26 protein-coding genes are annotated in these 24,320 nt (G+C 48.9%); all 26 read left to right on the forward strand.

Going from position 1 to position 24,320, the window contains the following annotated elements; translation table 11 throughout:
- The first annotated feature begins 55 nt into the window (after positions 1-55).
- Positions 56-418 (forward strand): Asp23/Gls24 family envelope stress response protein, encoded by a 363-nt coding sequence (locus ABJ225_RS02420; protein WP_048004090.1) that lies wholly within the window; start codon positions 56-58, stop codon positions 416-418.
- 15 nt (positions 419-433) lie between these two features.
- On the forward strand, positions 434-2,101 hold the full coding sequence (locus tag ABJ225_RS02425; protein ID WP_347318250.1) for a DAK2 domain-containing protein: 1,668 nt from the start codon (positions 434-436) through the stop codon (positions 2,099-2,101).
- Between the two features lie 71 nt (positions 2,102-2,172).
- Positions 2,173-2,835 carry an L-serine ammonia-lyase, iron-sulfur-dependent subunit beta gene (gene sdaAB, locus ABJ225_RS02430; RefSeq protein WP_347318252.1) on the forward strand — a complete coding sequence of 221 codons (663 nt, stop codon included), beginning with the start codon at positions 2,173-2,175 and terminating at the stop codon, positions 2,833-2,835.
- Between the two features lie 42 nt (positions 2,836-2,877).
- Entirely contained in the window at positions 2,878-3,774 is an 897-nt protein-coding gene (gene sdaAA, locus ABJ225_RS02435; RefSeq protein ID WP_053427328.1) for an L-serine ammonia-lyase, iron-sulfur-dependent, subunit alpha, read from the forward strand.
- On the forward strand, positions 3,758-5,809 hold the full coding sequence (gene recG / locus ABJ225_RS02440) for an ATP-dependent DNA helicase RecG (protein WP_218245874.1): 2,052 nt from the start codon (positions 3,758-3,760) through the stop codon (positions 5,807-5,809). The genes sdaAA and recG overlap by 17 nt, the downstream gene beginning before the upstream one ends.
- 93 nt (positions 5,810-5,902) lie before the next feature.
- Positions 5,903-6,478, forward strand: a complete 576-nt coding sequence (gene fapR, locus ABJ225_RS02445) for a transcription factor FapR (RefSeq protein WP_048004086.1) — start codon at positions 5,903-5,905, stop codon at positions 6,476-6,478.
- An 8-nt stretch (positions 6,479-6,486) separates the two neighbouring features.
- Positions 6,487-7,485, forward strand: a complete 999-nt coding sequence (gene plsX, locus ABJ225_RS02450) for a phosphate acyltransferase PlsX (RefSeq protein WP_218245875.1) — start codon at positions 6,487-6,489, stop codon at positions 7,483-7,485.
- Complete coding sequence (gene fabD / locus ABJ225_RS02455; RefSeq protein ID WP_347318256.1) at positions 7,478-8,425, forward strand: ACP S-malonyltransferase; 948 nt, start codon at positions 7,478-7,480, stop codon at positions 8,423-8,425. The genes plsX and fabD overlap by 8 nt, the downstream gene beginning before the upstream one ends.
- Positions 8,422-9,165: a 3-oxoacyl-[acyl-carrier-protein] reductase gene (gene fabG, locus ABJ225_RS02460; protein WP_053427324.1), complete on the forward strand. Its 744-nt coding sequence runs from the start codon at positions 8,422-8,424 to the stop codon at positions 9,163-9,165. The genes fabD and fabG overlap by 4 nt, the downstream gene beginning before the upstream one ends.
- A 75-nt stretch (positions 9,166-9,240) precedes the next feature.
- Positions 9,241-9,474 carry an acyl carrier protein gene (acpP, locus tag ABJ225_RS02465; RefSeq protein ID WP_048004082.1) on the forward strand — a complete coding sequence of 78 codons (234 nt, stop codon included), beginning with the start codon at positions 9,241-9,243 and terminating at the stop codon, positions 9,472-9,474.
- Between the two features lie 203 nt (positions 9,475-9,677).
- The gene (rnc, locus tag ABJ225_RS02470) at positions 9,678-10,421 is read left to right on the forward strand and encodes a ribonuclease III (RefSeq protein ID WP_053427323.1); all 744 of its coding nucleotides are present in this window, start codon (positions 9,678-9,680) and stop codon (positions 10,419-10,421) included.
- 11 nt (positions 10,422-10,432) lie between these two features.
- Positions 10,433-13,999 (forward strand): chromosome segregation protein SMC, encoded by a 3,567-nt coding sequence (gene smc / locus ABJ225_RS02475; protein ID WP_347318258.1) that lies wholly within the window; start codon positions 10,433-10,435, stop codon positions 13,997-13,999.
- A 57-nt stretch (positions 14,000-14,056) separates the two neighbouring features.
- Entirely contained in the window at positions 14,057-15,046 is a 990-nt protein-coding gene (ftsY, locus tag ABJ225_RS02480; protein WP_053427321.1) for a signal recognition particle-docking protein FtsY, read from the forward strand.
- Between the two features lie 138 nt (positions 15,047-15,184).
- Positions 15,185-15,517 carry a putative DNA-binding protein gene (locus ABJ225_RS02485; RefSeq protein ID WP_048004078.1) on the forward strand — a complete coding sequence of 111 codons (333 nt, stop codon included), beginning with the start codon at positions 15,185-15,187 and terminating at the stop codon, positions 15,515-15,517.
- A 12-nt stretch (positions 15,518-15,529) separates the two neighbouring features.
- A complete protein-coding gene (ffh, locus tag ABJ225_RS02490) occupies positions 15,530-16,873 on the forward strand; it encodes a signal recognition particle protein (protein WP_079515936.1) in 1,344 nt (447 codons plus the stop codon).
- Positions 16,874-16,991: 118 nt separating this feature from the next.
- Entirely contained in the window at positions 16,992-17,264 is a 273-nt protein-coding gene (rpsP, locus tag ABJ225_RS02495) for a 30S ribosomal protein S16 (protein WP_048004076.1), read from the forward strand.
- 12 nt (positions 17,265-17,276) lie between these two features.
- Positions 17,277-17,510, forward strand: coding sequence for a KH domain-containing protein (locus ABJ225_RS02500; protein ID WP_056538584.1), 234 nt, complete (start codon positions 17,277-17,279; stop codon positions 17,508-17,510).
- Positions 17,511-17,654: 144 nt separating this feature from the next.
- Entirely contained in the window at positions 17,655-18,038 is a 384-nt protein-coding gene (locus tag ABJ225_RS02505; RefSeq protein ID WP_218245879.1) for a YlqD family protein, read from the forward strand.
- A 19-nt stretch (positions 18,039-18,057) separates the two neighbouring features.
- Positions 18,058-18,573 (forward strand): ribosome maturation factor RimM, encoded by a 516-nt coding sequence (gene rimM / locus ABJ225_RS02510; protein ID WP_218245880.1) that lies wholly within the window; start codon positions 18,058-18,060, stop codon positions 18,571-18,573.
- Positions 18,573-19,301, forward strand: coding sequence for a tRNA (guanosine(37)-N1)-methyltransferase TrmD (trmD, locus tag ABJ225_RS02515; protein ID WP_079516720.1), 729 nt, complete (start codon positions 18,573-18,575; stop codon positions 19,299-19,301). The genes rimM and trmD overlap by 1 nt, the downstream gene beginning before the upstream one ends.
- A 131-nt stretch (positions 19,302-19,432) precedes the next feature.
- A complete protein-coding gene (rplS, locus tag ABJ225_RS02520) occupies positions 19,433-19,777 on the forward strand; it encodes a 50S ribosomal protein L19 (protein WP_048004072.1) in 345 nt (114 codons plus the stop codon).
- Positions 19,778-19,981: 204 nt separating this feature from the next.
- Positions 19,982-20,521 carry a signal peptidase I gene (gene lepB / locus ABJ225_RS02525; RefSeq protein ID WP_056537231.1) on the forward strand — a complete coding sequence of 180 codons (540 nt, stop codon included), beginning with the start codon at positions 19,982-19,984 and terminating at the stop codon, positions 20,519-20,521.
- A gap of 25 nt (positions 20,522-20,546) precedes the next feature.
- The gene (gene ylqF, locus ABJ225_RS02530; protein ID WP_347318262.1) at positions 20,547-21,407 is read left to right on the forward strand and encodes a ribosome biogenesis GTPase YlqF; all 861 of its coding nucleotides are present in this window, start codon (positions 20,547-20,549) and stop codon (positions 21,405-21,407) included.
- An 85-nt stretch (positions 21,408-21,492) separates the two neighbouring features.
- Positions 21,493-22,266, forward strand: coding sequence for a ribonuclease HII (locus tag ABJ225_RS02535; protein ID WP_347318264.1), 774 nt, complete (start codon positions 21,493-21,495; stop codon positions 22,264-22,266).
- A 14-nt stretch (positions 22,267-22,280) separates the two neighbouring features.
- Positions 22,281-23,942 carry a hypothetical protein gene (locus ABJ225_RS02540; RefSeq protein WP_347318266.1) on the forward strand — a complete coding sequence of 554 codons (1,662 nt, stop codon included), beginning with the start codon at positions 22,281-22,283 and terminating at the stop codon, positions 23,940-23,942.
- Positions 23,939-24,220, forward strand: a complete 282-nt coding sequence (locus ABJ225_RS02545; RefSeq protein WP_347318268.1) for an EscU/YscU/HrcU family type III secretion system export apparatus switch protein — start codon at positions 23,939-23,941, stop codon at positions 24,218-24,220. The genes ABJ225_RS02540 and ABJ225_RS02545 overlap by 4 nt, the downstream gene beginning before the upstream one ends.
- The last annotated feature ends 100 nt before the right edge of the window (positions 24,221-24,320 follow it).

The raw sequence follows: 24,320 nt of genomic DNA on the forward strand, positions 1-24,320 counted from the left end.
ATTATATAGTAAAATGTTTGTAGCCAAGCATGTAAACGAAGGGGGATCACATTCCATGTCCATCGAAATGAGAACGCAGTACGGACAAATTGATATTACTAATGATGTCATTGCAATGATTGCTGGAGGTGCAGCGGTGGATTGCTACGGAATTGTTGGGATGGCTTCAAAAAACCAGATCAAGGACGGTTTCACTGATATTCTGCGTAAAGAGAACTTCACTCGGGGAGTGATCGTTCGTCAGGAAGCAGAGGAAGTACATATTGATATGTATATAATTGTGAGTTATGGTACGAAGATTTCCGAGATTGCTCACAACGTACAATCCAAGGTTAAATATACCCTTGATAAAACCGTCGGCTTGGCGGTCGATTCTGTAAATATTTTTGTACAAGGGGTTCGTGTAACGAACCCGTAGTGAGGAGGAAGATTCGTGTCGATTACTTCTTTGGATGGAAAACGTTTTGCAGAAATGGTGCTTCAGGGGGCAAGTCTTTTGTCTGCGAATGCACAACTTGTTGATGCACTGAATGTTTTTCCTGTTCCTGATGGAGATACCGGAACAAATATGAATTTATCCATGACTTCCGGTGCGAAGGAAGTTCAAAAAAACATACAATCCCATATCGGAAATGTCTCCACCTCCCTTTCTAAGGGACTGCTGATGGGCGCGCGCGGTAACTCTGGCGTCATCCTTTCCCAGTTGTTCAGGGGATTCGGCAAGGCGATTGAAAGCAAATCCAGCCTTACGACAGAAGAGTTCACCCAAGCCCTCCAAGCAGGAGTGGATACAGCCTACAAAGCTGTCATGAAACCTGTAGAGGGAACGATCTTGACAGTGGCGAAAGATGCGGCGAAAAAGGGTGTTTCCGTTGCGAAAAACGAGAGCGATTTCATTAAGGTGATGCAGGCGATTGTCGAGGAAGGGCAGGCGTCATTGGACCGGACCCCGGATCTCCTTCCTGTCCTGAAGGAAGTCGGAGTTGTGGACAGTGGCGGTCAAGGACTGCTGTTCGTCTATGAAGGCTTTCTTGCAGAGCTGAAGGGGGAGAAGGTTTCTGAACGTGTGAACCTTCCATCCATGAACGATCTTGTGAGCGCTGAACATCACAAATCTGCCCAAGACTTCATGAGCACGGAAGATATCGAATTCGGGTATTGTACAGAATTCATGGTGCGCTTTGAAGATGGAAAGAAATCGTTCGATGAGGAAGCGTTCCGTCAGGACCTCAGCGGGTACGGGGATTCCCTCCTTGTCATCAGTGATGAGGAGTTGGCCAAAGTCCATATCCACTCGGAGGAGCCGGGAAATGTCCTAAGCTATGGTCATCAATACGGAAGCCTAATCAAGATCAAGATTGAAAACATGAGGGAGCAGCACAGCTCCATCGTGGGTGAATCACGTCCAGCTGCAAAGGCTGAGACTCCTAAAAAGGAAGTCGACTTTGCCATCGTGACCGTAGCAATGGGTGAAGGTGTGGCGGAATTATTCAGGAGCATCGGTGCCACGGTCGTCATCGAAGGCGGACAAACGATGAATCCAAGTACAGAAGATATTGTCAAGGCAGTGGAAGAGGTTAATGCTAAAAAAGTGATCATCATGCCGAATAATAAAAACATCATTATGGCGGCGGAGCAAGCGGCGGAAGTCCTTTCACAGGAAGTGGCTGTCGTGCCGACGAAAACCGTTCCTCAAGGAATGTCTGCTCTACTGGCTTTCAATCCGGGTGCATCCGTATCGGAAAACCAGGCAGGGATGTCTGAAGCAGCCAAACAGGTGAAAAGCGGTCAGGTGACATTTGCTGTCAGGGATACAAGCATTGACGGCATCACGATTTCCAAAGATGATTTCATGGGGATCAATGAAGGAAAGATCGTGATTGCAGAGAAAGACCTCAAGAAGGCGGCAACCGGCCTGCTTGGGCAAATGCTTGACGAAGATTCAGAGATTCTGACCATCATATACGGAGAAGATGTTTCTGAAGAAGACGTTGAGTCACTGCAAGAGTATATCGAACAAAAATATGGGGAAGTGGAAGTGGAAGTGGAAGTTCATAACGGGAAACAGCCACTTTACTCCTATATCTTCTCGGTCGAATAGGATGAAAGGAAGGGGACAGTCCGATTGGGCTCGTCCCCTTCAATTATCTCAAAATGAAGGGATAGAGGACGATGAAGTATAAAAGCGTATTTGATATCATCGGGCCGGTCATGATCGGTCCATCAAGTTCTCATACTGCGGGAGCCGCCCGCATCGGAAGACTTGCCAGGGAGCTGTTCCGTCGAGAACCGAAATGGGTCAATGTTTCCTTTTACGGTTCATTCGCAAAAACATATAAAGGGCACGGAACCGACGTGGCCATCATCGGCGGGGTCCTCGATTATGACACATTCGATGAACGGATCATCAATTCAATCGAAACTGCCAGAGAAAAAGGAATCAAAATCAGATTCAGGGAAGAAGAGGCCATAACGGATCATCCCAATACAGCTAGGATCCACATGGGTGATGACGAAGGGGAAATTGAGCTCGTTGGAATATCCATCGGTGGAGGAAAAGTCGAGATCATTGAATTGAATGGCTTCGAACTAAAGCTCTCTGGACATCACCCGGCCATTCTCGTTGTCCATGACGACCGGTTTGGTGCAATTGCAGCTGTTTCAAATATTATTGCCAAGCACGAATTGAACATCGGACACATGGATGTATCAAGGAAGGAAAAGGGAAAAATGGCATTGATGACGATCGAGGTCGATCAGCCGATTGATGAGGCTGTGCTCAAGGAGCTGTCGTCGCTTTCCCATATTACCCAGGTGACCAAAATCACCGATTGAAGAATTGAAATATGATAGCGTTTACATTATGGAGGTAGACTTATGTTTCGAAATGTCGCAGAGTTGATTGAACTCGCAGAAAGTCAAAATAAAAAGATTTCAGATATCATGATCGAACAGGAGATCGAATTCACTGGTAAAACCTACGAGGAAGTCTATCAGCAGATGGAAACCAATCTGGAAGTGATGGAAAAGGCCGTTGCCAGGGGGCTTGAAGGTGTAAAATCCCACTCGGGACTGACCGGTGGGGATGCCGTCCTGCTTCAAAAATATATTGAATCGGGCAAGTCGTTGACAGGTGAAACCATCCTTGACGCAGTAAGTAAAGCGGTCGCCACCAATGAAGTGAATGCGGCCATGGGCACGATCTGTGCCACACCGACTGCAGGTTCTGCCGGTGTCGTACCCGGTACGTTGTTTGCTGTCAAAAACAAATTGAACCCTACGAAGGAAGAGATGATCCGTTTCTTATTCACTTCCGGAGCATTTGGCTTTGTCGTGGCGAATAATGCTTCGATATCCGGTGCGGCTGGAGGTTGTCAGGCGGAGGTCGGCTCTGCGAGTGGTATGGCCGCGGCTGCCATCGTCGAAATGGCAGGGGGAACACCGAGTCAGTCTGCTGAAGCCATGGCGATCACATTGAAAAACATGTTGGGGCTTGTTTGTGATCCGGTAGCAGGGCTTGTTGAAGTTCCGTGCGTGAAGCGGAATGCAATGGGGGCGGCAAATGCAATGGTGGCAGCCGATATGGCTCTTGCAGGAATCACGAGCAGGATCCCATGTGATGAAGTCATTGATGCCATGTACAAGATCGGTCAGACCATGCCGGTCGCTCTCCGTGAAACAGCACTGGGAGGATTGGCTGCTACACCGACGGGGCGGGAGCTAGAGGCGAAAATCTTCGGCGTGGCACTGAATAAACGTGACGACGTGGAGTGAGGCACCAACGGTTGAATCCATCAAAGGGATAGGGTCAGAAACGGCGGTTCAATTACATGCCATGGGCATACGGACCGTTGTCGATCTGATGGAATATCTTCCTTATCGCTATGATGATTTCAGATTGAGGGACCTGGAAGAGGTTGCTCATGACGAACGCGTCACCGTAGAAGGGAAGGTCCACTCGGAACCCGCCCTTATGTTTTACGGCAGGAAAAAATCCCGCCTCACATTGAGGATCCTCGTAGGAAGGGTCCTCGTTCAGGCCGTATTCTTCAACCAGCCTTATTTGAAAAAGAAAATCAATCTTCATGATACCGTGACGGTCACAGGGAAATGGGATAAGAATCGTCAAATCATCACGGTTCAAAGCCACCAGCTAGGACCGCATAACAAGCAAGGAGACTTCGAACCGGTCTATGCGTTGAAAGGGACGATCAAAGGAAATGCCCTGACCAAGTATATCAGGGCGGCGTTCCATGATTTCAGTGACCTGATCGAAGAGATTCTCCCAAACTATTATCTTGAAAAGTATAAGCTCTCAGGTCGCCTCGATGCCCTTTATCAGATGCACTTTCCAGACTCACCGCAAGCCATGAAACAAGCAAGGAGAAGGTTCGTATTCGAAGAGTTTTTGCTGTTCCAGCTCAAGATGCAGGCGCTCCGGAAGTTTGAAAGGGAACATTCACACGGGATCAGCCAGCAGTATGATATTGAAAAGATCCAATCCTTCACGGATACGTTGCCATTCCCATTGACAAATGCTCAAAAACGTGTGGTCAATGAGATTTCAGCGGATATGAAAAGCCCTTATCGCATGAATCGCCTCCTTCAAGGGGACGTAGGATCAGGGAAGACCGTTGTATCTGCCATCGCCCTGTATTCCTCGGTTACAGCAGGATATCAGGGTGCCCTCATGGTTCCGACTGAGATCCTAGCAGAGCAGCATGCAGACTCCCTCAGTGCGCTCCTTGAACCGACCGGGACAACTGTCGCCCTTTTGACAAGCTCGGTGAAGGGGAAACGGAGGGCTCTCCTCCTGGAAAAATTGAAGGAAGGGGAGATCGACATCCTGATCGGTACCCATGCCCTCATCCAGGGAGATGTGGAATTCGAGAACCTGGGTCTTGTCGTCACCGATGAACAGCATCGGTTCGGCGTCAATCAGAGACGCGTGCTCAGGGAAAAAGGCGGGAGCCCTGATGTGCTATTCATGACGGCGACCCCGATTCCGAGGACTCTTGCCATTACGGTCTTCGGCGAGATGGATGTGAGCATCATCGATGAAATGCCTGCAGGGAGGAAAGCCATCGAAACCTATTGGGCTAAGGAAGATATGCTTACCAGGGTCCTTGCCTTCATGGAAAAGGAATTGAAAGCCGGCCGGCAGGCGTACGTCATCTGCCCCCTAATTGAAGAGTCCGACAAACTGGACGTGCAGAACTCCATCGATGTGTACAACCAGCTCAGTCAGCATTTCCAGGGACGATTCTCAGTAGGCCTCATGCACGGGAGACTGCATCCGGATGAAAAGGAAGAAGTCATGAGGAGTTTCAGTCGGAATGATGTACAAGTCCTCGTATCCACGACGGTGGTGGAAGTCGGGGTCAATGTTCCGAATGCCACATTCATGCTCATCTATGACGCAGAGCGATTCGGGCTGTCGACCCTTCATCAGCTGCGGGGGCGTGTAGGGCGGGGGGATGATCAATCCTACTGCATTCTCTTGGCAGACCCTAAGACTGAAGTCGGCAAGGAGCGGATGAAGATCATGACCGAGACGAATGATGGCTTCGTCCTTAGTGAAAAGGACCTTGAACTTCGGGGGCCCGGTGATTTCTTCGGAAGGAAGCAAAGTGGGATGCCTGAATTCAAGGTAGCCGATATGATCCATGACTATAGAGCGCTGGAGGTCGCGAGAGACGATGCGGCAACCCTCGCAAATTCAGACGCTTTTTGGAAAGACGACGAATATGCACCACTCAGAAGGTACCTGGAAGACTCGGGGATCCTTGAAGGGGAGAAGCTTGATTAGACAGGGCGGATTGCAAGATTATCTCTTGCAATCTGCTTTTTTTGTCTATATACTACTATTAGTACCTAGTACTAATACTGGACGGTGTATATAATGAGACTTTCTAAGAAAGAGCGGCAGAATGCACTTGTGAATACAATCAAAGAAAATCCGTTCATCACCGATGAAGAATCGGCCGAGCGGTTTGGCGTCAGCGTACAGACAATCCGCCTTGATCGCATGGAATTATCCATCCCTGAACTCAGGGAACGAATTAAACATGTAGCTGAGAAGTCTTTTGAAGATGAAGTAAAGGCACTTCCAATCGAAGAAATCATCGGTGAAATCATCGATATCGATCTGGGGGACAGTGCCATCTCCATATTTGACGTGAAGCCCGAACACGTTTTTGTAAGGAACGGAATCGCCCGTGGGCATCATTTGTTCGCACAGGCCAATTCATTGGCGGTTGCCGTGATCAATGATGACCTGGCGCTGACGGCCAAGTCGTCGATCAGGTTCACACGTTCCGTCAAACAGGGGGACCGCGTGGTAGCGAAAGCGAAGGTGGTACATGCCCATGACCAAAAAGACCGTACAATGGTGGAAGTGAATAGCTTCGTTGGCGGGGAATTGGTGTTCACGGGTGAATTTGATATGTATCACTCCACCAAACCGGAGAAGGAGTGAATGAAAGAATGAAACTGGCCGTTGATGCAATGGGTGGAGATCATGCACCCAAAGAAATCGTACTGGGTGTGAAGCGTGCCCTGGACGAATTCGATGATATCGAAGTCTTATTATATGGGAATGAAACACAAATCAAAGAGTGGATCACACCAGGTGACCGCTTGACGATCGTACATACGGATGAAGTGATCGAGGGGACGGATGAACCGGTCCGTGCCGTTAAAAGGAAGAAGGATGCTTCCATGGTGCTGATGGCCCAAGCCGTCAAGGACGGGGAAGCCGATGCATGCATTTCAGCAGGTAATACGGGAGCGCTCATGACAGCAGGGCTTTTCATCGTCGGAAGGATCGAAGGCATAGAAAGGCCGGCGCTGGCACCGACACTTCCGACACTGGATGGAAAAGGATTCCTTATGCTTGACCTTGGGGCTAACGTCGATGCAAAACCTGAACATCTCGTTCAATATGCCATCATGGGGAGCGTCTATGCAGAGAAGGTCAGGGGAATCGACCGTCCGAGGGTGGGTCTCCTGAATATCGGAACCGAAGAAAAAAAAGGGAATGAACTCACGAAGAAAACCTTCCAGCTCATCAAGGAAACACCGGTGAATTTCGTCGGGAATATTGAATCCCGTGATCTTTTGAACGGTCCCGCCGATGTAGTCGTGACAGATGGATTCACAGGGAACATGGTCCTCAAGACCATCGAAGGAACGGCATTGTCGGTTTTCTCCCTGCTTAAAGAGACGCTCACATCATCAATGAAGAACAAGATTGCGGCAGGTATGATCAAAAACGATCTAAAAGGCCTGAAAAATATGTTGGATTACTCGGAGTATGGTGGAGCCGGACTATTCGGTCTGAAAGCCCCTGTCATCAAAGCGCATGGTTCCTCCAATGAAACGGCATTCTATAATGCCATGAGACAGGCGCGGGAAATGGTGCGCCATCAGGTCGCACTAACGATAAAAGAAGCTGTAATAGGGAGTGAAGAAAATCATGGGTAAAATCGCCTTCGTTTTTCCAGGGCAAGGTTCGCAAACAGTAGGGATGGGTCAGCAATTAGCCGATGCCCATCCAGAATCAAAGGAGTATTTCACTAAGGCTGACGCGGCTCTTGGCATCGATCTGTCTTCCGTCATCTTCGACGGACCACAGGAAACATTGACGGCCACATTCAACGCCCAACCAGCCCTCCTCACAACGAGCATGGCCATCGTGGATCGTCTGACATCAGCAGGCATCCGTCCTGATTTCACTGCAGGACATAGTCTCGGTGAATATTCTGCCCTTGTGGCTTCAGGTGCGATTTCATTCGAGGACGCCGTGGTAACCGTCAGGAAACGCGGGGAACTCATGGAAGCAGCCGTACCGAGCGGAGAGGGCACGATGGCTGCTGTACTAGGCATGGAGCGTGCAGCCCTTCAAGAGGTAACGGAAGCAGTGTCTGCTGAGGGTCATGCCGTAGATCTTGCCAACATGAACTGTCCGGGACAGATCGTGATTTCCGGTACGGTCAAAGGAGTGGAACTCGCATCGGAAAAAGCCAAGGAAGCGGGAGCTAAACGTGTGATTCCCCTTCAAGTAAGCGGTCCTTTCCATTCCCGCCTGATGAAACCCGCTGCAGAGGATTTCAAAGGCGTGCTCGACAGTAAAACATTCAATGAAGCGGGTGTTCCGGTCATTGCCAATGTGACGGCCGAACCGGTGACAAACGGTGAGGAAATCAAAGACCTACTCGTACAGCAATTGTACTCTCCTGTCCTTTGGGAGGATACAGTCGAAAAACTGCTTGATCTCGGTGTGGATACATTCATCGAAGTGGGCCCGGGTAAAGTGTTGTCTGGCCTTATCAAAAAAGTGAACAGAAGAGTGAAGACATATGCCGTTCAGGATGAGGAAACGTGCATCCAGACGATCGAAGCACTGAAGGAGGAAGCGCAATGAACTTAGAAGGAAAAGTGGCACTGGTTACCGGGGCTTCCCGGGGAATCGGCAGGGAAATTGCCATGGAGCTTGCACGTGAAGGCTGTAATGTTGTCGTAAACTATGCCGGAAGCGAAGCAAAGGCCCATGCGGTTGTGGATGAGATCAAGGCCCTTGGCAGGGATGCTGTAGCCTATCAATGCAATGTATCAGAGAGTGAAGCGGTACAGGCAATGGTTAAAGAGACGGTTGGACGCTTCGGGCGCATTGATATCCTTGTGAATAACGCAGGGGTGACGCGTGACAATCTCCTCATGCGCATGAAGGAACAGGAATGGGACGATGTCATCAACATCAACCTCAAAGGTGTATTCCTTTGCACGAAGGCAGTCACCCGTCAAATGATGAAGCAGCGCAGCGGCCGGATCATCAACATTTCATCCATCGTGGGCGTAAGCGGGAATGCCGGACAGGCAAACTATGTGGCCGCCAAATCCGGTGTGATCGGCCTTACGAAAACGTCTGCACGTGAACTTGCTCCGCGTGGGATCACTGTAAATGCCATCGCTCCAGGCTTTATCTCTACGGATATGACAGATGAACTACCGGAAGAAGTCCGTGATGGAATGCTTTCCCAAATTCCTTTGAGCAGATTTGGTGAACCGAAAGACATCGCCAAGACCGTCTCCTTCGTTGCGTCCGATGCAGCTGCCTATATGACGGGTCAAACCCTTCATATTGACGGCGGAATGGTGATGTAATTGCGGAAAAATTGATATTCTCCTTTTCAATCGGGGAGGTTATGCACTATAATACCTTGAGGGGAGGTGACAATAATGGCAGAAGTACTAGATCGCGTAACAAAGATCATCGTTGATCGTCTAGGTGTAGATGAATCACAAGTGAACCTTGAAGCTTCTTTCAAAGAAGATCTTGGAGCTGACTCCCTTGACGTAGTTGAGCTTGTTATGGAGCTTGAGGATGAGTTTGACATGGAAATCTCTGATGATGATGCTGAAAAAATCGGCACAGTCGGTGATGCTGTGAACTACATAAAAGCAAACACATAATTTTGGGGTCGACCAAGATGGTTTGCTTTCATGTGAACTTCATATATCTTTGGTACAAGACACAATGACTTGGTAGAAGCTTCTTTCTACCAAGTTTCTTTATGTCCGGCAATCCCGTGAAATTAACTTTTGCGAAAATGTTTTTTTTAGCATAAACTTGATTAGTATATAGTGAGAACATTTATAGCAAGGTGGAGTGCCTCATGCGCAAACAAAGCAGAAATAAAGGATTAGCAAACAAATATGATGGAAAGTTCAAAGCCTTTCAGGATGAACTCCAAATCCATTTCTCAGATGAAAAATTATTAAAGCAAGCGTTCACTCATTCATCTTATGTGAATGAGCATCGCCGGAAGCCTTATGAAGACAACGAACGCCTCGAGTTCCTTGGGGATGCGGTACTGGAATTGACCGTATCACAATTCCTTTTCAAAAAATATCCCATGATGAGTGAAGGGGAACTGACAAAGCTCAGGGCGGCGATCGTATGCGAACCGTCCCTTGTGAAGTTCTCCAGGGAAATGAATTTTGGGGAATTGATCCTTCTCGGAAAAGGGGAAGAAATGACCGGTGGAAGGGAGCGTCCCGCTCTCCTCGCAGATGTATTCGAAGCCTTCATCGGGGCTCTTTACCTCGATCAGGGACTCGAAACGGTTGTCTCGATTCTTGAAAAGGTGGTTTATCCGAAGATCAATGCCGGTGCTTTTTCTCATGTGATGGATTACAAAAGTCAACTGCAGGAACTTGTACAGAGAGGAAGCGCGGGTACGATCATGTACAGCATCCTCGATGAGAGCGGTCCTGCCCATAACCGTGAGTTCATTTCACGAGTATGCTTGAACGGCGAGGAGCTCGGGGTCGGCAAAGGTCGATCGAAAAAAGAAGCAGAACAGAAGGCCGCCCAGAAGGCGCTCGAAAAGTTAAAACAAAAGCTTGATGTGAAATAGGGGGAAAGAAGATGTTCCTCAAACAACTAGAAGTGATGGGGTTTAAATCATTCGCAGAAAAGATTTCTGTGGAATTCGTACCTGGGGTGACGGCGGTAGTCGGGCCCAACGGAAGCGGCAAAAGCAATATCATCGATGCAGTCAGGTGGGTTCTGGGCGAGCAGTCGGCCAAAAGCCTCAGGGGCTCGAAGATGGAAGATGTCATCTTTGGAGGCAGTGATTCTAGGAAGGCTCTCAATATAGCAGAAGTCACCCTGGTACTTGACAATGAAGATGGGACCCTTCCGATCGATTACAGTGAAGTGAGTGTCACAAGACGGGTATACCGATCAGGGGACAGTGAATACCTATTGAACAGGCAGCCCTGCAGACTGAAAGATATCATTGAACTCTTCATGGATTCCGGACTCGGGAAGGAAGCGTTCTCCATCATCAGTCAGGGGAAGGTCGAGGAGATCCTGAACAGTAAGCCTGAAGAGCGCCGAACGATCTTTGAGGAGGCGGCTGGTGTCCTGAAGTACAAAACCAGGAAGAAAAAAGCCGAGAATAAGCTGTTTGAAACCCAAGAAAACCTCAATCGTGTCAACGATATCCTCCACGAACTTGAAGGGCAGGTTGAACCCCTTAAAATCCAGGCCTCTATGGCGAAGGATTACTTGGAGAAGAAGGAAGAGCTCGAGACATTCGAGGTGTCCTTGACAGTCTATGATATTGAAGATCTACATAAGCAGTGGGAATCCCTGAGCGAAGAATTTGAAAGGCACGGACGTGAAGAAGGCAATCTGTCGGCTGTGATTCACGGCAAGGAAGCGGACCTTTCAGGAGCAAGGGATAAAATTTCCGCCCTGGATGAATCGATCACCGGACTTCAGGAGGTGCTTCTTTCCACAAGTGAGGAGCTCGAAAAGCTTGAAGGCAGGAAGCAGGTCCTGGTTGAGAGGAAAAAGAACTCTTCCACGAATGAAACACAGCTCAAACAGTCCATCGTGGAGCTTGAAGACCAGATCCGGGAAATGAAACAAGAGAAAGAGCGTCTTGAAAAGGAAAGGGCCGGGCTTCAGCTGGAAGTCGACGAATCAAGGATAGCTCTAAAGCAGAAGCAAAATCAGCTCTCCCTCTTCAGTGAAAATATCGAGGACGTAATTGAATCCCACAAAAGTGATTATATTGAAAAATTGAATCAACAGGCATCCGCCAAAAACGAGATTCAATATATCGAGCAGCAGCTCACCCAGCAATCGGGACGAAGCGGCCGTCTTGAAGCTGAAAACGAAAAATACATCACTCAGCGTGAAGAGCTATATCGCGATCATGAAAAGCTGAAAGCAGAACGCGGAAGCCATCAAATCGACATGGATCAGCATATCCAAGCGTACCGGGATGAGAAACGGAATCTCGAATCTGCCCAACTGAAGTATGAGAAACAGGAAAAAACGCTCTATCAAGCCTATCAATACCTGCAACAGGCCAAGTCCCGAAAGGAAATGCTTGAGGAGATGGAAGACGATTACAGTGGTTTCTTCCAAGGGGTCAAAGAAGTCTTGAAGGCAAGGGACGGGATTCTGGATGGAATCGAAGGAGCCGTTGCAGAGCTTATTTCAGTACCGAAGAAATATGAGGCTGCCATGGAAACCGCCCTAAGCGCGTCCATGCAGCATATCGTTGTCGGAACCGAGCAGGACGGTCGCAAAGCCATCGCATATCTCAAGCAGAATCAATATGGAAGGGCTACTTTCCTGCCGATGAATATCATCAAAGGGAAAACCCTTCAGGGGGCACAGCTCTCCATGCTGAAGGGCCACCCTTCCTTCGTTGGGATCGGAAGTGATCTCGTTCAGTACGATGGACGCTTCGAGAGGATCGTTTCCAATTTACTTGGTCATGTCATTATCACAGAGGACCTCAAGGGTGCCAATGAAATCGCAAAGCTCATCCAATATCGTTACCGGCTGGTGACCCTTGATGGGGATGTCGTCAATCCGGGAGGATCCATGACGGGCGGTATGGTCAAGCAAAAGAAAAACTCGCTTCTATCACGGAAAACCGAGCTGGAAGACATGAAGGTGAAGCTCGAGAATATGGAAGAGCAGACCCGTACACTTCAGCAATCCGTCAAGGATCTGAAAGAAGAGACGGCGTACAGGTCGAAAAAGCTTGAAGAGCTCCGGGTCAAAGGAGAGAAATTGCGGCTTCAAGAACAGGATCTTCAATCCAGGCTCCGGGAGAACGAACTGAGCACGAAAAACCTCGATGAAAGATTGTCTCTATACGACATGGAAAAGCGTGATTTCAGTTCCATGAAGGAGCGACATCACGCACGGAAAGAAGAACTCGAGTCACTACTGGCACAAATCGGCGCAGACATTGCAGCACTGGATGAAAAAATTGAAGAGTTGACGCTACAAAAAAACAGCGACCGTTCATCGAAGGACGTCCTGACAAATGCCATAAGCGACCTGAAAGCCCATCTCGCAGGAAAGAATCAGCAGCTTCTTAGTGTTGCGGACCGTCTTGGAAGGGTGGACTCAGCCGTTGTTGAGTCTGAGAAACGACTGTCTGCCCTCCTGGATGACCTCGAGTGGCTTCAGAGTCAGATGAAAGACAATTTCTCTGGAGAAGAGGATTTGACCGTCAAGGCAAAAGAATGTGCCACACAAAAACGGGAAACGTCTGAGCTTATCACGGCAAGAAGGGATGAACGATCCCGTTTGCAGCAACAGGCAGAACAGGAAGATGAGGAATTGTCAGAGCTGAAACGAAAGCATAAAGGTCTCTTGAATGCCTTGAAGGATGAGGAAGTCAAGATCAACCGCCTCGATGTAGAGCTTGAGAATCGCTTGGAGCATTTACGTACAGAGTATATGCTATCGTTCGAAGCAGCCAAGGAGCATTACCCTCTGACCGTCGATATCGATGAAGCGAGGAAAAAAGTGAAACTGATCAAGCTTGCCCTGGAAGAATTGGGAACCGTCAACCTCGGGGCGATTGATGAATATGACAGGGTGAAGGAACGATATGAATTCCTCCTTGATCAAAAAAATGATCTCACCGAGGCCAAAGATACCCTCTATCAGGTGATCCATGAAATGGATGAAGAGATGGTGAAGCGGTTCGGGGAAACATTTGCGTCGATCCAAGCCCAATTCGGGGAGGTATTCAGGGAGTTGTTCGGAGGTGGCCGGGCAGAGCTGAAACTGACCGATCCGAAAGACCTTCTTCGGACCGGGGTGGATATCGTAGCCCAACCGCCCGGTAAAAAACTTCAGAACCTCGGATTGATGTCGGGTGGAGAACGTGCGCTCACGGCCATTGCCCTGCTTTTCTCCATACTGAAGGTAAGACCGGTGCCATTCTGCATCCTCGATGAAGTGGAGGCTGCCCTCGATGAAGCCAATGTGCAGCGATTCAGCCAGTACCTGCGCAAGTTCAGTGATGACACCCAGTTCATCGTCATCACCCACCGCAAAGGGACAATGGAGGAAGCACATGTGCTATATGGTGTGACCATGCAAGAGTCTGGTGTTTCAAAACTTGTATCAGTAAGGCTTCAGGAAACACAAGAGCTATTGGAAGCATAAAGGCCGCGGCAAACAGGCCGGAAAGTATGAATATTCAAAGAATGGGGTAGATGGATTGTGAGTTTCTTCAAAAAGCTGAAAGACAAATTCACACAATCAAGCGACAGTGTGACGGGGAAGTTTAAAGACGGGCTGAGCAAAACCCGGAGCAACTTCACTACAAAGGTGAATGACCTGGTCGCAAGATACCGTAAGATCGATGAGGAGTTCTTTGAAGAACTCGAAGAAATCCTCATCGGTGCGGACGTCGGGTTTGATACGGTCATGGAACTCATCGATGAACTGAAGCTCGAGGTCAAGAGGAGGAATATCTCCGATCCTGTTGAAGTCCAGTCCGTCATTTCTGAGAAACTGGTTGATATCTATCAGGGGGATGCCGAGGTATCGAGTGAGCTGAATATCCAGGAGGGTGAACTGACCGTCCTTCTTTTCGTCGGGGTAAACGGCGTGGGGAAAACGACGACGATCGGCAAGATGGCCCATATGCTCAAGAGTGAAGGGAAGAATGTCATCCTTGCAGCAGGAGATACGTTCAGGGCCGGTGCCATCGAACAGCTTGAAGTGTGGGGTGAGCGGGTCGGTGTGCCTGTCATCAAACAGGGGGCGGGAAGTGATCCCGCAGCGGTCATGTATGATGCCGTACAATCGGCCAAGGCGAAGAAGGCCGACATCCTCATCTGCGATACGGCAGGTCGACTGCAGAATAAGGTCAATCTGATGAAGGAACTCGAGAAAGTCAAGCGCGTCATCGAGCGTGAAGTTCCGGGAGCCCCGCATGAGGTCCTGCTCGTATTGGATGCGACGACGGGTCAAAATGCCATGGTGCAGGCGAAAACGTTCAAAGAAGCCACGGATGTGTCGGGAATCGTCCTTACGAAGCTCGATGGGACAGCCAAAGGCGGGATCGTCCTTGCGATCCGCAACGAACTTGATATTCCCGTGAAATTTGTCGGTCTCGGAGAACAGATGGACGATCTGCAGCCATTCGATGCCGAAAAATATGTGTACGGCTTGTTTTCAAATGAAGTAGACAATAACGAAGAATAAGGGAAAGTCCGGTCGATGAATCGACCGGACTTTTTATCTCTAAAAGTGAAAGTTTTTCATGGGGCATCCTTGACAAAGTCGCTTGAAATCTGTATTCTTCATATGTAAAGGTTTTTCACTTAACAAGGAGGGATGACCATGCTGGAGAAAACGACCAGGATGAACTATCTCTACGATTTCTACCAGTCACTACTGACTCCCAAGCAACGGAGTTACATGTCCCTTTACTACCTCGATGATTTCTCCCTTGGAGAGATTGCAGAAGAGTACAGCGTAAGCCGTCAGGCGGTCTATGATAATATCAAGCGTACTGAGGCCATGCTGGAAGAGTATGAAGAGAAACTTTTATTATTCAACAAGTTCCAAGAGCGGAATCTCATCCTGAATCGGTTGAGAAAAAGCCTTGAAGAGTCGGATATCGACTCTGCGGACTGTTTAAAACTGATTGACGACCTTGAAATTTTGGATTAGGAGGCGGCATGAATGGCATTTGAAGGATTAGCCGACCGACTGCAAGGCACAATACAGAAAATCCGTGGTAAGGGGAAGATCTCCGAAGCGGATGTTAAAGAAATGATGCGTGAGGTCCGTCTCGCCCTTTTGGAAGCAGACGTTAACTTTAAAGTGGTCAAGCAATTTGTCAAAAAAGTAAGCGAACGGGCTGTCGGGCAAGAAGTCATGAAGAGTCTTACACCCGGCCAGCAGGTCATCAAGGTGGTCAAGGAAGAACTGACCGAACTGATGGGCGGCGAACAGAGTCAGATTGCTGTCTCCAAACGCCCTCCGACCGTCATCATGATGGTGGGACTACAGGGTGCCGGTAAGACGACGACCACCGGGAAGCTTGCGAACCTGCTTCGTAAGAAACACAATCGAAAACCTCTTCTTGTCGCGGCTGATATTTACCGTCCCGCTGCCATAAAGCAGCTTGAAACCGTCGGTAAACAGCTTGACCTGCCGGTATTCTCACTGGGAGATCAGGTCAGCCCCGTCGAAATTGCCAAGCAGGCAATCGAAAAGGCGAAAGAAGAACACCATGATTATGTGCTGATCGATACGGCCGGCCGTCTTCACATCGATGAAAACCTCATGGGGGAGCTCAAGGATATCAAAGAGCTGTCAAACCCGGATGAAATCTTCCTCGTTGTCGATGCCATGACCGGTCAGGATGCCGTCAACGTAGCTGAAAGCTTCAATGAAGCCCTTGGCATCAGCGGGGTGGTCCTGACGAAGCTGGACGGTGATACCCGTGGTGGAGCGGCCCTTTCGATTCGTTCCGTCACGGAAAAGCCGATCAAATTCGTCGGTATGGGTGAGAAGATGGATGCCCTCGAGGCGTTCCATCCTGAGCGCATGGCGTCAAGGATCCTCGGGATGGGTGACGTCCTATCCCTGATCGAGAAGGCACAAGCCAACGTCGATGAAGAGAAGGCGAAGGAACTGGAGCAAAAGATGCGTACCATGTCCTTTACGTTCGATGACTTCCTCGAGCAACTCGGACAGGTGAAGCAGATGGGGCCATTGGATGAACTCCTGAAGATGATGCCCGGCGCCAACAAGATGAAAGGGCTCGATAAGCTTCAGGTGGATGACAAACAGATCGTCCATGTGGAAGCGATCATCCAGTCCATGAGCAAGAAAGAAAAAACCAATCCTGAAGTCATCAATGCGAGCAGGCGCAAACGGATTGCTAAAGGAAGCGGGACATCCATCCAGGAGGTCAATCGCTTGCTGAAGCAATTTGAAGACATGAAAAAAATGATGAAACAAATGAGCGGTATGCAGGGTAAAGGCAAGAAAAAGGGAATGAAATTCCCGTTCATGTAACCGATCTTAGCACTTTTTTTGAAGAAAAAAAGAACTGTTAAGAAAAAACCCTTTACAAACAAATTAGGTTTTTGATATCATACTATCTTGTGTGAAACTATTCGGAGGTGCTTTAATAATGGCAGTTAAAATCAGATTAAAACGTATGGGAGCAAAAAAATCTCCTTTCTATCGTATCGTAGTTGCAGACTCTCGTTCACCACGTGACGGTCGTCAAATCGAAACAGTTGGAACATACAACCCGGTTGTTCAACCAGCTGAAGTTAAAATCGACGAAGAATTGGCTCTTAAATGGCTTTCAAATGGTGCGAAACCATCTGACACAGTCCGTAACCTATTCTCAAAACAAGGCATCATGGAAAAATTCCACAATGCCAAAAACAGCAAGTAATCGACTGATTTGATGAAAGATCTTATTCTGACGATTGTGAAACCCCTGGTCGACCATCCTGACGCTGTCTCGATCGAGACGGAGGAAGGACCTAATGGAATGACATACAAACTCTCGGTACATCCGGAGGATATGGGTAAAGTCATCGGCAAGCAAGGGCGCGTAGCAAAATCGATTCGAACTGTGGTATACGCTGCAGCAGGATCTTCACAACAGAAGAAAATCTTCCTGGAGATTGTGGAATGACCCGGTGATGATCGGGTCCCGCTTCCGGGAACAAAGGACTGACCAGCGAAGGAGTGAAAGCTTGCCCCTACTTTGTCAGTCCTTTTTTTATCATTCGCCGATGTTCTTGGTGATGCGGCGGAATCAATGAGGAGGAGTGGCCGATTGGATATCATACATAAGGTGACGGTTAAACAAATCCTGACTGAAACAAGCAAGGGGCGTCTTGTGACGCGCTATCAAGAACAGGCAGCGCAACTAGCGAAAGAATGCGATCAGCTGAGGTTCGAGATGAAAAAGATCGAACGGGCAAAGAAGTATCCGTCAGAAAAGCTCAGGCAGCATTTCGATAAAGAGTTGGATGAGCGAGCCGAGAAGATCAAGCTGCTTGAATTCCAGCTCGATCAGCTGGACCTCCTGCCCCTCGGGAGTGAACTGAAAGAGAAGGAAGTTCAGAGTATATCGAGGGTGCAGGTGGGTGACAATTGGAATGACGAGATTCAAAGGACGATCATCATTGAAGATGGGATTATCAAAGAAATACGCTGAATGCAAGAGGTGAATGGATATGGAAAAATGGTTCAATGTCGGCAAGATTGTAAATACTCACGGGATAAAAGGGGAGCTGAAAGTCCTCTCCATGACCGATTTTCCTGAAGAGCGGTACCAAAAGGGAAATGAACTGACCCTCTTCATCGAAGGAAAGGAACCGAAATCACTGACGATCGCTTCTTACCGTAAACACAAGAATTTCGACTTGTTGATGTTTGAAGGCTACAGCGATATCAATGAAGTGGAAGGGTTCAAGCAAGGGATCTTGAAAGTCGATGAAAGTCAGCTTCAAGACCTTGATGAAGGAGAGTTCTATTTCCATGAAATCATTGGCTGTGTGGTCAGGACGACGTCTGGCGACGAGCTCGGTGTCGTAAAGGAAATCCTCAGCCCGGGTGCAAACGATGTTTGGGTGGTCAAAGCCCCCCGGGGGAGAGAGCATCTCATCCCTTATATCGAGGATATCGTAAAAAAGGTCGATATTGCTCAAAAGGAGATCATCATTGAACCGATGGAAGGGCTTCTGTCATGATGAAGATCGATGTACTGTCCCTTTTCCCTGCCATGTTCGAAGGGGTATTCGGAGAATCAATTCTGAAGAAAGCAGCTGAAAAGGAAGCTGTGAACTATCAGGTCGTCAATTTCCGGGAATTCTCGGACAACAAGCATAAGCAGGTGGATGATTATCCATACGGTGGTGGAGCAGGTATGGTCCTCAAGCCGCAGCCTGTCTTCGATGCCGTTGATTCCCTGAAGGGGGATGCTAAACCTCGTGTGATCCTCATGTGCCCTCAGGGTGAGCGATATACCCAGGCTAAGGCCGAGGAGCTTGCAAAGGAAGAGCATCTCATCTTTATCTGCGGCCACTATGAAGGGTACGATGAACGCATCAGGGAGCATGTGGTGACGGATGAGATATCCATCGGCGATTATGTCCTGACCGGGGGCGAATTGGGGGCCATGGTGGTCATCGATTCTGTGGTGAGGCTGATCCCGGGGGTACTCGGGAATGAAGATTCACCTGTCCTTGATTCCTTCTCTTCGGGTCTACTCGAGCATCCGCATTATACGAGACCCTCTGACTTCAGGGGGATGGAAGTCCCGCAGCCGCTGTTATCCGGCAATCATAAGCTGATTGAAGAATGGCGGGAGAAGGAAAGCTTCCGAAGGACCCTTGAGAGGCGTCCGGATCTACTTGAAAACTATCCTCTCACTGAAAAGCAGGCAGCCTTGGTGGAAGAGTTGAAAAAGTCGAAGTGACCTATTGCAACGCCCATTGGTTTATGCTATTATATTCTTTGTGGCTTGAGCGAAAGCTTGACCACTGATCCCGATGTTCCGCTGCAATACATCGCTTTTGTATGAGCATCTGTTGGAAGGAGTTGAATAAGATGCACAAATTAATCGAAGATATTACGAAAGAACAACTTCGCTCTGATCTACCATCTTTCCGTCCTGGTGATACAGTACGCGTACACGTTAACATCGTGGAGGGTACTCGTGAACGTGTCCAGGTTTATGAAGGTGTCGTAATCAAACGCCGCGGTGGCGGTATCAGCGAAACATTCACAGTTCGTAAAATTTCTTACGGTGTAGGTGTTGAACGTACATTCCCTGTACACACACCAAAAATCGCTAAACTAGAAGTCATTCGTCGCGGTAAAGTCCGTCGTGCGAAACTTTACTACTTGCGTAACCTACGTGGTAAAAAGGCTCGGATTAAAGAAATTCGATAATGAACGAAGAAGAAGGAGCTTGGAGACAAGCTCCTTTTCTTTAGGGTTTTTTTGGTCTTACTGACGTTCAAATGAACCGGTGAGCATGTTCCTGTTGCCGGCTTTCTGTGTATTTCGAACTAAACCTCTCTTTTTTGATGAGAACAGGGTGGTTTTCTAGTAGAATGAACAAAAGATGGTATCCATACATAAGGCGGTGGGAATATGGAAAAGGAGAAAAGTGAATGGCGGGAATGGACGAAAGCCTTGGGCATTGCATTGATACTGGTCATCGTAATCAGGTATTTCTTGTTCGCGCCCATCGTTGTGGACGGCCTTTCAATGACTCCTACACTCCATAATGGAGATCGTATGATCGTCAGCAAGTTCGGCACGCCTGATCGATTCGACATCGTGGTGTTCCATGCACCGGAGCGTAAAGACTATATCAAGCGCGTGATCGGCTTGCCCGGTGATAAAATCGAATACAAAGATGATACCCTATATATAAATGGGAAAGCATATGAGGAACCTTATTTAAAAGATAGTAAAGCTGCGCTCCAAGAAGGACTCCTGACGGATGATTTCACGTTGGACGAGATCATCGATCAAGAGACGGTTCCAGATGGAGAGATTTTCGTGATGGGTGATAACCGCAGATACAGTAAAGACAGCCGGCATATCGGCACAGTGCCCCTTGAAGAGGTGGTCGGCATTACAAGCGTGGTAGTATGGCCGATCAAAGACATGGGCATGGTGGAATAAGCAAAGAACGTTTGGAGGTGGTCATATGACCATTCAATGGTTTCCAGGCCATATGGCAAAAGCAAGAAGACAGGTAACGGAAAAGCTGAAACTCGTAGATATCGTCATTGAACTGGTGGACGCGCGCATCCCCCTGTCATCCCGAAATCCCATGATCGAGGAGATCATCGGTGAAAAGCCGAGGCTTGTCCTATTAAACAAAGCCGACATGGCGGATCCGGCTAAAACGAAGCAGTGGATCCACTATTTCGAAGAGCAAGGGATCATGGCCCTGGCAGTCAATGCCCAGGCAGGGAAAGGGCTGCAAGCGATCGTCAGTGGTGCAAAAGAGATCCTGAAGGCGAAATTCGACCGCATGAAGTCAAGAGGAATGCGCCCGAGGGCCATCAGGGCGATGATCGTCGGAATCCCCAACGTAGGGAAGTCGACCCTCATCAACCGTCTCGTCAAGAAGAACATAGCCAAAACCGGCAATACACCGGGAGTGACCAAAGCTCAACAGTGGATCAAAGTCGGCAAGGAACTGGAGCTCCTCGATACGCCGGGGATCCTGTGGCCGAAGTTCGAAGATCAGGAAGTAGGCTACAAGCTGGCCCTCACAGGAGCCATCAAAGATACGATCCTCAATCTGCAGGATATAGCGGTCTATGCCCTCAGGTTCCTAGAAGCAACCTATCCCGACCGATTGGAGTCTCGTTATGGGATCAAGGAAATCCCTGAAGATGTGGTGGAAAGCTTCAATCATATCGGTGCCAGAAGGGGATGCCTCATGGCCGGAGGAGAAATCAACTATGATAAGACGGCCGAAGTGATCGTGAGGGACATCCGGAACGTTCAACTCGGTCCCATTACGTTAGACCGTGTGGAAGTCAAGGTCGAAGATTGATAAACAGGCTGCAAAAGGGATGACCCTGCTGCAGCCTGTTTAATTTCCCGAGATCCAACCGATATAGAGAAGAGAGGTACAACCGATGGAACGAATTGATTTAACAGTGTCCGAGATAAAAGAAACACTTAAACAACTGGCAGAAGATGATCCCCTCTGGGATCAACTGAAGCTCGACCCGCGCAAGAGTGTCCGTCAGTTGGTCAGAAGTGCGGAAACCTCCCGTGAGAAAAAGGCGAAGGAGATTGCCGAGTTTATGCGCATGTCCATCCATGAAAACGAATTATGGAACGCCGGGTATGATCATATTGCAGGAATAGACGAAGTCGGCAGAGGACCACTTGCTGGGCCCGTAGTGGCCGCTGCTGTCATCCTTCCTCACGATTTCTACCTCCCGGGACTCACGGACAGCAAAAAGGTGCCTGAACGGAAACGCGAAGCATTCTTCAACACGATCATGGAGCAGTCGATTGCGATCGGTATCAGTATCATCGGACCGGAAGTAATCGATGATATCAATATATATGAAGCGACAAAAAAAGCGATGAGTGCAGCAATCGGGGAACTTTCGGTACAGCCCGATCATCTATTGATCGATGCCATGCCGCTTACGACACCATACCCGAGCAGATCCATCATCAAGGGAGATGCCACCAGCATCTCGATTGCGGCTGCTTCCATCATCGCGAAGGTGACAAGGGACCGCCTGATGAAGGAGTATGCCGTCACTTATCCTGGATATGGTTTTGAAAAAAATGCGGGGTATGGAACGGCGGATCACTTGAGAGGGTTGGATCAGTACGGAGTGACACCCATACATAGAGCCAGTTTTGCACCGGTTAGAGAAAGAATCACGTAAAGGGAGCTGATGCTATGGAACGGATCCACGGAAGGGCAGAACAAATACCGGGACAAGAACCCAAACCCTTGACCTTATTACCAGGACGGGTCCTGCTCATCCGCGTCGACCGCATGCTTGGAGACGGGACCGCAGAAGTCTCCTCAGGTGGGCATCGTTTCATCGCCAGCGTCCAGACCGGCTTAAAAGCAGGGGAAAGCTACTGGGTGGAGACGAAGCAGACCGGAAATGGAATTGGTCTCTCGGTTCTTATGGACCGCTCCCAAGGAGAGGGAGGACATACCCTGAATTCCCTCCTCTCTCACTATTCACTTAAACGAGAAGGGCCAATCAAGGAGCTGATCGCAGAGGCCCTGAGGCTCAATGTACCGATCTCAAGGGCCATGATTGAATTTGCAACGTCAGTCGGAGATCGCTTGAACCCCGACATTATCCTGAAGATGGAGAGACAGCATCTCCCATTTGTAGATCGAGTATATAGATCCCTAGAGGCTGGTGGGAAACAACCAACACTTTTAGCCGGCATTGAAGGATTGAAGAATCAACTGATTGCCGTTGGCTCGACTTCAGAGGCAGAGAAACTCATGAAGAACGTTCAAGCACCCCTTGAAACCCTGGTAGGGGGGAAGGTTGCTGACCGGGCACTGTGGATATTGGCAGACGATGCACAGCCTTTCCCGCAGCGGCTGGCTGCCCTTGACCTTTTAAGGGAGCTTGGAGTCCTGCACGATCATAGCAGGATGGGTCAATGGAAGGAAGAACTGGTGAAAACCATTCTGAAGTCTTTCCCTGATGCGCTAGCTGCTGAAGAAGGGTTGGCCAAACTGGGAGCCGGACTTACGGGAGATCGTGCAGTATCCAAGCAACCGTCAGTCCCCCGTTCGCCTGAGGACCTGAACGTTACTGCCCGCAGGGTGATAGATGCCATCATCACGGCAAAAAAGGAACTCATCTCATCTGTGCATTCACCTATAGTGGTTAGAACCGCTGCGGGACAATTTGAAGGGCATGATAGCATGACGAACAAGGATTCGCTCCTTTCACAGCTCCGAACCATCGTGCTTGATGAACTGAAAGATGCCATTCATGGTAGGGACATATCAAAGTTGCTTAAAAGGGCGGTCTCATCCCTCGGGTTGAATTTTGAAACCGATCCCTTCGTGGATTCAGCCAAACGGCAGCTGATTCAGCTCAGTCAGGGGCATCCGGTGGCTTCCATTAGGGAAAGTGCCGATGAAATCGTCCTGAAAATGAATCACCCTGCCCTCATGTCACAGGATCAGTCCGGTTTTCTCACCATTGTCCATCAGATCCCCCTCTATCACGCAGCGGGCCAGACCGATGTGACCATCCAGTGGAGCGGGAAGAAAACCGATGATGGCCAGATCGACAGTAGCCAATGCAGAGTGATGTTCTACCTTCATCTCGGTCATTTGGACGAGACCATCGTCGACCTGCAGATCCAGCAGGGGGTCCTGCAAATCGTCGTATGGAATGAGCATCCGAATATAAAGGATCTTGCCCGCGAATTCCTGCCTGCCCTTAAAAAGGGCATTGAAGAGAACGGTTATACATTCTCCTCCATACTCTTCAAAGTCCCGGAATCACGTCCGGGACCTGCAAGCGTGACCGATCAGCACCCAGGCGTGCACAAAGGAGTGGATATCCGCATATGAGCAGGGAACAAAAGCGTAAAGCGGCAGTAGCGCTTGGATATGACCGTACAATCGACGGGTCTCCCCGTGTCATGGCCAGGGGGAAGGGCCTGATTGCCGAAGAGATCCTCAGGAGGGCTGTAGAGCATGACATCCCTGTTCAGGAGGATGAAACGCTGGTAGGTCTCTTGGGACAGCTTGATATCAATGAGTCGATACCTGAGGAGCTTTACGGAGCGGTTGCCGAGGTGTTCGCCTTCATTTATCGCGTGGATAAATCATTCCACGAAGAGAAGTAATTGGTTTTCAAGTATAATATATTCTTGGAGGACACTTCCTCGACAGGCGCCTCTGCCTCGCTTAAAATGTTGGAATTTTTAAATTAATATAATATTTTTA

This window comes from Rossellomorea sp. RS05, from assembly GCF_039822645.1.
Lineage (GTDB): Bacteria > Bacillota > Bacilli > Bacillales > Bacillaceae_B > Rossellomorea > Rossellomorea marisflavi_B.